At 45.7% G+C, this 7,849-nt stretch carries 6 protein-coding genes; all 6 read right to left on the bottom strand.

The window, feature by feature from the left end:
* Positions 1 to 6: 6 nt before the first annotated feature.
* Complete coding sequence (locus ACSFXN_RS01620) at positions 7 to 648, bottom strand: TetR/AcrR family transcriptional regulator (protein ID WP_437148451.1); 642 nt, start codon at positions 646 to 648, stop codon at positions 7 to 9.
* A gap of 16 nt (positions 649 to 664) precedes the next feature.
* On the bottom strand, positions 665 to 1,804 hold the full coding sequence (locus ACSFXN_RS01625; protein WP_437148452.1) for an acyl-CoA dehydrogenase: 1,140 nt from the start codon (positions 1,802 to 1,804) through the stop codon (positions 665 to 667).
* 16 nt (positions 1,805 to 1,820) lie between these two features.
* On the bottom strand, positions 1,821 to 2,957 hold the full coding sequence (locus ACSFXN_RS01630; RefSeq protein ID WP_437148453.1) for an acyl-CoA dehydrogenase: 1,137 nt from the start codon (positions 2,955 to 2,957) through the stop codon (positions 1,821 to 1,823).
* A gap of 16 nt (positions 2,958 to 2,973) precedes the next feature.
* The gene (locus tag ACSFXN_RS01635; RefSeq protein ID WP_437148454.1) at positions 2,974 to 3,825 is read right to left on the bottom strand and encodes a 3-hydroxybutyryl-CoA dehydrogenase; all 852 of its coding nucleotides are present in this window, start codon (positions 3,823 to 3,825) and stop codon (positions 2,974 to 2,976) included.
* 2 nt (positions 3,826 to 3,827) lie between these two features.
* A complete protein-coding gene (locus ACSFXN_RS01640) occupies positions 3,828 to 5,024 on the bottom strand; it encodes an acetyl-CoA C-acetyltransferase (protein ID WP_437148456.1) in 1,197 nt (398 codons plus the stop codon).
* A gap of 458 nt (positions 5,025 to 5,482) precedes the next feature.
* Entirely contained in the window at positions 5,483 to 7,621 is a 2,139-nt protein-coding gene (locus ACSFXN_RS01645) for a heterodisulfide reductase-related iron-sulfur binding cluster (RefSeq protein WP_437148457.1), read from the bottom strand.
* Positions 7,622 to 7,849 lie beyond the last annotated feature (228 nt).

Raw genomic sequence — 7,849 nt, forward strand, 5'->3', positions numbered from 1 at the left:
TTTATATTAAGCCCCCTGTATCGTGATTTTTTCTCCTGCCATCCCCTGCAGCAGAAATTGAGTTTGAAGCTTGGTGAATTCCTGAATGGTGAAATCCCGCAATGCCCAGCGCCGGAACGCCCACATCTGCCCCTGTACGAATAAATGATGGGCCGCCAGTTTGATTTCTTTCGGCGTCAGTTTGATTTCACCGCTTGCGGCGCATTCTGCAAGCAGACGCTCAAATAAAGAAACCATTTCAATCTCTTTCTTCAGCACATATTGCAGCGCGTCTTTCGGCAATGATTTCGATTCCTGGTACATGACCACAAATTCATCCTGCATATCGTCAATCAAGCCGTAATAATGTTCGAGTGCCGTTATCAGCACTTCCAGCGACCCTTTTTGAATATCAATCGCGTCGAGTCTTGCATGGACTTCATCGTAAATCGAGTCACAAACCAAGTACAGGACATCCTCTTTCGTCCGGATATATTCATATAAAGTTCCGATGCTGAAGCCCGAAGCTTTAGCGATTTCCCGTGTGGTTGTCCGGTGAAAGCCCTTTTCTTTAAAAAGCGTAACAGCACCCCGGATCATCTGCGCACGGCGCTTTTCAATCAGGCTTTCGTCTTTTACGGAGGACTGTACTTCACGCTTTTTGTTCATGGGCGAATCCCTCCAGTTACTTAGTGACCATCCGGGAAATGACCAAACGCTGGATTTCCTGAGTGCCTTCATAAATTTGCGTGATTTTCGCATCGCGCATAAAACGCTCAACCGGATAATCTTTCGTATAGCCGTAGCCGCCGAAAACTTGAACCGCTTCAACCGTTACTTTCATCGCGGTATCACCAGCCATCAATTTCGCCATCGCCGATTCTTTGCTATAGGACAGTTTGTTCGATTCAAGCCATGCCGCCTGATAAGTCAACAAACGTGACGCTTCGATTGAAGTCGCCATATCTGCCAGTTTGAACGAAATGCCTTGGTTTGCCGCAATCGGCTTACCGAATTGCTCGCGTTCTTTCGCATAATTTACGGATGCATCCAAAGCGCCTTGAGCAATGCCGACTGCTTGGGCTGCGATGCCATTACGGCCGCCGTCAAGCGTCTGCATCGCAATTTTAAAGCCTTGGCCCAATTCACCCAGCATGTTTTCTTTTGGTACGCGGCAATTATCGAAAATGATTTCAGTTGTCGGACTTGAACGAATGCCGAGTTTTTTCTCTTTCTTGCCAACTGAGAAGCCTTCAAAATCTTTTTCAACAATAAAAGCAGTTGTGCCTTTATGTTTTGAATTCGGGTCAGTTACCGCAAAAACAATATAGATATCGGCAATGCCGCCGTTTGTAATGAAGATTTTCGAACCGTTTAAAATGTAATGGTCGCCGTCTTCTTTAGCGTTTGTTTTCATTCCGCCAGCGTCAGAACCTGATTGCGGCTCAGTCAAGCCGTATGCGCCGATTTTTGTTCCTTCAGCCATCGGGCGCAGGTAGTTCTGTTTCTGCTCTTCTGTGCCGAATGTGTATACCGGCCAGCCAGCAAGTGAAGTATGGGCGGAAAGCGTTACGCCAGTTGATGCGCAGACACGGGACAACTCTTCAACAGCAATACAATATGCCAAATAATCCGAGCCGATTCCACCGTATTCTTCTGGCCAAGGAATTCCTGTCAGTCCCAGTTCCGCCATTTTATCGAAAATTTCGCGGTCAAAACGCTCTTCTTCGTCGCGTTCTTCAGCAGTCGGTGCCACTTCATTGTTTGCAAAATCGCGTACCATTTTGCGGATCATTTCATGTTCTTCGCTTAATTGAAAATTCATTGTCCCATTCCTCCAATTATTTTAATAGTTGTTTACTAATAACGATTCGCTGTATTTCACTCGTGCCTTCGTAGATTTCGGTGATTTTTGCATCGCGGAACAGACGCTCGACCGGGTAATCTTCTGTATAGCCGTAGCCGCCGAATACTTGGACGGCTTCGATGGCGTTGTCCATTGCTGCTTTTGAAGCGAACAGCTTCGCGATTGAAGCTTCTTTATTGCAGTCTTTGCCTCTGGCGTATAAGTCGGCTGCGTTGTAAACGAGCAGTTTTGCCGCTTCCACTTGCGTGGCCATGTCCGCCAGTTTAAAGCCGATGCCTTGGTTGTCCGCAATCGATTTTCCGAATTGCTGACGTTCTTTTGCATAAGCCACCGCATATTCGTAAGCTGCTTCTGCAATCCCTAAAGCTTGTGCGGCTATGCCGATACGGCCGACATTTAAGTTCGCCATCGCTATGCTGAAGCCTTTGTTTTCTTTGCCGAGCAGATTTTCAACCGGCACTTTCAGGTTGTCGAAGGTCAACTGCACTGTTCTCGAACCGTGAAGCCCCATTTTCTTTTCATCTTTGCCGACGATTAAACCCGGAAAATCTTTTTCTACGATAAAAGCAGAAATCCCGCGTGTTCCCGCTTCCGGTTTTGTTGAAGCGAACACAATATATGTATCAGCTTCACCGCCATTGGTAATAAATACTTTCGAACCGTTCAGAATGTAATGATCGCCATTCAAGACCGCTTTTGTTTTCAAGCTTCCTGCATCCGATCCAGCTGAAGGCTCAGTCAGTGCGAAAGCACCCAAATAGTCACCTGACGCCAGTTTCGGAATATATTTTTGAATCTGTTCTTCTGTCCCAAAATTCAAGATCGGATTTGTGCCGACTGAAGTATGCACTGAAAGAATCACGCCGATCACCGCACTCGCTTTCGACAATTCGTGAATCGCGATGATGTAGGAAGTAAAGTCCATTTCAGATCCGCCGTATTTTTCAGGAGCGGTAATCCCCATTAAGCCCAGATCTGCCATCTTCTTTAATATTTCTCTTGGAAACTCCCCTTGTTCCATCCGCTCGATAAAAGGAGTAATTTCTTCTTTTGCAAAATCACGGACCATATTTCGCATCATCAACTGCTCTTCAGTAAAACGCAAATCCATTGTGGTGCCCCCTAATTTAACTGTATTCATAGAAACCACGCCCTGTTTTCTTGCCGAGCCATCCAGCTTTCACATATTGGCGCAAAAGCGGGCTTGGGCGGTATTTGCTGTCGCCAAATCCATCATGCAGCACTTCCATGATATAAAGACATGTATCAAGCCCGATGAAATCTGCCAATTCGAGCGGGCCCATCGGGTGGTTCATCCCGAGGCGCATGATGTTGTCAATCGCTTCTTTGGTGGCTACGCCTTCTTGCAAGGTGAAAATCGCTTCATTGATCATCGGCATTAGAATACGGTTTGAAACGAATCCTGGAAAGTCGTTGCATTCCACTGGAGTTTTGGCTAATTTCACAGTCATTTCTTCAACGGTTTTATAAACTTCATCTGTTGTTGCCAGGCCACGGATTATTTCAACCAGTTTCATAACCGGAACCGGGTTCATGAAATGCATGCCAATCACTTGTTCCGGCCGGTTTGTGACGGCTGCGATTTCCGTAATAGGAAGTGAAGATGTATTAGAAGCCAGAATTGCGTGCTTTGGAGCTACTTCGTCCAAGGTTTTGAAGATGCTGTGTTTGATTTCCATGTTCTCCACTGCTGCTTCAATGACAATGTCTGCATCATGTGCATCTTTCAAATCAAGGGAAGAAGAAATACGGCCAAGAACAGCCGTTTTTTCTTCTTCCGTCATGCGTCCTTTTTCTACATTGCGTGACAGATTTTTCGTAATTACCGCGATGCCGCGGTCATATGCTTCTTGTTTCATATCATTCAATTTCACATTAAAACCTGATTGTGCACAAACTTGTGCAATGCCGGAACCCATCTGGCCGGCTCCGATTACCATTACATTTTGAATCGCCATTGTCAGTTTGCCTCCTGTTTCGGAACTTCAATCATGATTGCATCGCCTTGCCCGCCGCCTGAACAGATGGCTGCGATTCCAATACCGCCTCCGCGGCGTTTCAATTCGTATGCAAGTGTCAAAATGATGCGTGCTCCACTCGCCCCGATTGGATGGCCAAGTGCAACAGAGCCGCCATTGACGTTCACTTTTTCCGCGTCCAGGTTCGCAATTTGCGAACTTGCCAACGCTACTGCTGCGAAGGCTTCGTTGATTTCCACCAAATCGATGTCGTCGAGCGCTTTGCCTGTTTTCTTCAATAATTCATTGATGACGATTCCTGGAGTTTCCGGGAAACGATGCGGGTCAATCGCCACTTCTGTATGTGCCAAGATATGGGCTAATACATTTTTCCCTTCTTTTTGTGCCCGCTCTTCATTCATCAACACAAGCGCTACTGCTCCGTCGTTGATGCCTGGAGCGTTGCCGGCTGTGATGGTGCCGTCTTTGCCGAACGCCGGTTTCAGTTTCGCCAGCGCTTCAATAGTTGAATTGGCACGCGGTGCTTCATCGAAATCGACTGTAATCGGATCGCCTTTTTTCTGCGGAATTTCAATCGCTACGATTTCTTCTGCAAATAACTCTTTCGCTTTTACCGCGCGTTCATGCGAACGGGCAGACCATTCGTCTTGTGCTTCACGCGTCAATGCGAATGCTTCAGCTGTCGAGTTGCCGTAAGTCCCCATATGGACGCGGTCCGGATGGAATGAACAAGACAATCCGTCATGGACCATGCCGTCAACTACTTGCGCATCCCCCATGCGAAGTCCCCAACGTGCTCTCGGCAAATAATATGGTGCATTCGACATCGATTCCATGCCGCCTGCCACGATCACTTCTTCATCGCCCAAGCGGATGATTTGGTCTGCAAGCGTAACGCTGCGCATGCCGGAAGCACATACTTTATTGATGGTTTCTGATTTGACGTTGTACGGGATTCCCGCTTTTTTCGCTGCTTGGCGTGATGGAATTTGTCCCTGGCCAGCTTGCAGTACATTCCCCATGATCACTTCCTGCACTTCTTCCGGTTGGATATCCGCGCGGCTCATTGCTGCTTTAATCGCTTCTGCCCCTAATTCACTTGCCGATAAAGTGCTTAAGTTGCCCCCAAACTTCCCGAATGCTGTACGTGCTCCATCGATAATCACTGTTTTTGCCATGATCTTTCTTCCTCCCTTTGTAAACGTTTTCAATTATGTGCAAAAAAATTATGCTTGTTATAATTCTTCGCCTAAAACGGTAACAGTTGACGTAAACGAAGATAAATAATGATTAACCGTAGATAAAATTTTTTGAACGCAGATAATTTTTTCTGGACGTCGATAAATTGATTTGAACGCAGATAAACTAATCTGAACGTTGAAAAGACGCTTCTTTGCTGTTTCGAAACATGAAAGTGCGTTGCATCGCTTTGCTAGCTTCGTCGCTTTTATTTAACTATTGCCTCTGCATCGCTTCGCTAGCTTCGAGGCAAATATTTTTAGCGCATTGTGATGCGCTAAAAATATTGACTGAACGCTCGCTCGGTTTTAATTCAAAACAAAAGGGAGCGATGCACTCCCTTTCATTTTCTTGCTTATAAGCCTATCTTATAGAATTTTCTTTCTTTTGGCAATTATTATTGAATGGTTTCCGGCTCTAATTCTGCTGTGCGATTTCCAATGACTGCCATTTCAAGCAATTCAGCAACATCGTATGTGCCGACTTTGTCTTCCACTTCTTTCGCTTTTGTGCCGTCTGACAACATGGTCAAACAGTATGGGCAGCCGGAAGAAATCATTGTCGGATTCACTTCCAGTGCTTGTTCGGTACGGGCAACGTTGACGCGGTGGCCTGCATCTTCTTCCATCCACATCAATCCGCCGCCGGCTCCGCAACACATGCCGTCCTGGCGGTTACGGACCATTTCAACTAATTCTACGCCTTCGATCGCTTTCAGGATTTCACGCGGTGCGTCATAGACATCGTTGTAGCGGCCGAGGTAGCAGGAATCATGGAACGTTATGCGTTCGTTTACCGGGAATTGCGGTTTCAAGCGGCCTTCCTGCACCAACTCGAACAGCATTTCCGTATGGTGGTAAACTTCGGCTTTAAATCCGAAATCAGGGTATTCATTTTTAAAGATATTGTAGGCGTGCGGGTCAATCGTGACGATTTTCTTGATTCCCGCTTTTTCAAACTCCTGGATATTTGCTGTCGCCAGTTCCTGGAATAAGAATTCATTTCCTAAACGTCTCGGTGTATCCCCGGAGTTCTTTTCTTTATTGCCAAGAATCGCGAATTTGACACCAGCTTCGTTCATCAATCGGGCAAATGATAACGCGATTTTTTGAGAGCGGCTGTCAAATGAACCCATTGAGCCTACCCAGAACAAGAATTCAAATTCTTCTCCGGCTTTGTTCATTTCTTTAACAGTCGGAATGCTGATATCTGGACGTGCATCTCTCCAGTTTTCTTTTTCTTTGCGGTTAAGGCCCCATGGATTGCCCTGCTTTTCGATGTTTGTCATCGCGCGCTGTGCATCTTTGTCCATTTTCCCTTCCGTCATCACAAGATAACGGCGAAGGTCGATGATTTTATCCACGTGTTCATTCATTACCGGACATTGGTCTTCACAGTTGCGGCAAGTCGTACAAGCCCAAATCTCTTCTTCTGTGATGACGTCTCCAATCAAGCTCGGGCTGTAAAGTTCGTCGATGCTGACCCCTTCAGCACCAGCAGCCATCGCCAGTTGGTTTCCTTTGGTGTTATTGAATGCGAGTGCAGGCACCCAAGGCTTTTGGCGGGTCATGACCGCACCTGTATTGGTTAAGTTATCCCGAAGTTTTGTAATCAGATCCATCGGAGACAGCATTTTTCCGGTACCGGTTGCCGGACACATGTTTGTGCAGCGTCCACATTCTACGCAAGCATAGAAGTCGATCATTTGAGACTGGCTAAAATCTGTGATTTTGCCGACACCGAATGAAGGCATGGCCTCTTCGTCTTCATTGTCTTCCATTTCTTCAAAGTTGATCGGTTTCAATCGGCCCACATGGTCCACACGATGGAACCATGTGTTGACGGGCCCAAAAATCAAGTGAGCGTGTTTCGATTGCGGCACATAGACCAGGAATGTTAACAGACACAATAGATGCACCCACCACATAGCGTAGAAGATAACGCCTGCCGCAGTTACAGGAAGCGCTGAGAAAGCAGTCGCAAATACAGATGCTACTGGCTCGGTCCAAGCTGTTTCATGGCCTTGCCAAATCATGGCTGCACCATTTCCAACTAGTACAGAAATCATCAGTGTGCCGAGGAAAATCAGCACCAAGCCTGCTTTCCAGCCGCGTTTCAAACGAACTAATTTCTCGATATATCTTCTATAGAATGCCCATACGACAGCGACCAAGATCGTCAAAGTAACGATTTCCTGGAAAAATGTGAACGCCGGATAAAGCGGCCCGAGCGGCAAATGCGCTCCTGGCACCAAGCCTTTGATGATGAAATCAATGGCACTTGCCTGCACCAGTAAGAACCCATAAAAGAATATGACATGGATCGTTCCGCTCTTCTTATCTTTCAATAGTTTCTTCTGGCCAAAAACGTTGACCATGACTTTGCGGAAACGTTCTTTAAAGTTTTCCTCAAACTCCACTTTCTTGCCAAGCTTTATGAAATCATACCTAGTTTTCAATAAATAGAGAAACAGGTAAACTGCATAAACCGTTACTGCAAGAAACAAAATCCAGTTTGCTATGAGCAATGGCTCCATGGTGATATCCCCCTTGTGTTTGTATATTCAAAAAATTCCTTATACAAAGTTTACGTGACTGATAAAAGATTGTCGATACTATGTTCTATAATAAATATGAATGAGCATTCAGTCAATAGATAATATGAAAGGGTTTTCATTTTTTATTATATACACTTGGTTAGTAAAATGAACCAATAATTTGTTATGAATGTTCAAAGATTAACTGTAGATAATCATCTAAATTAC

This window comes from Planococcus sp. 1R117A, from assembly GCF_051417975.1.
In the GTDB taxonomy this organism is placed as follows: domain Bacteria; phylum Bacillota; class Bacilli; order Bacillales_A; family Planococcaceae; genus Planococcus; species Planococcus shenhongbingii.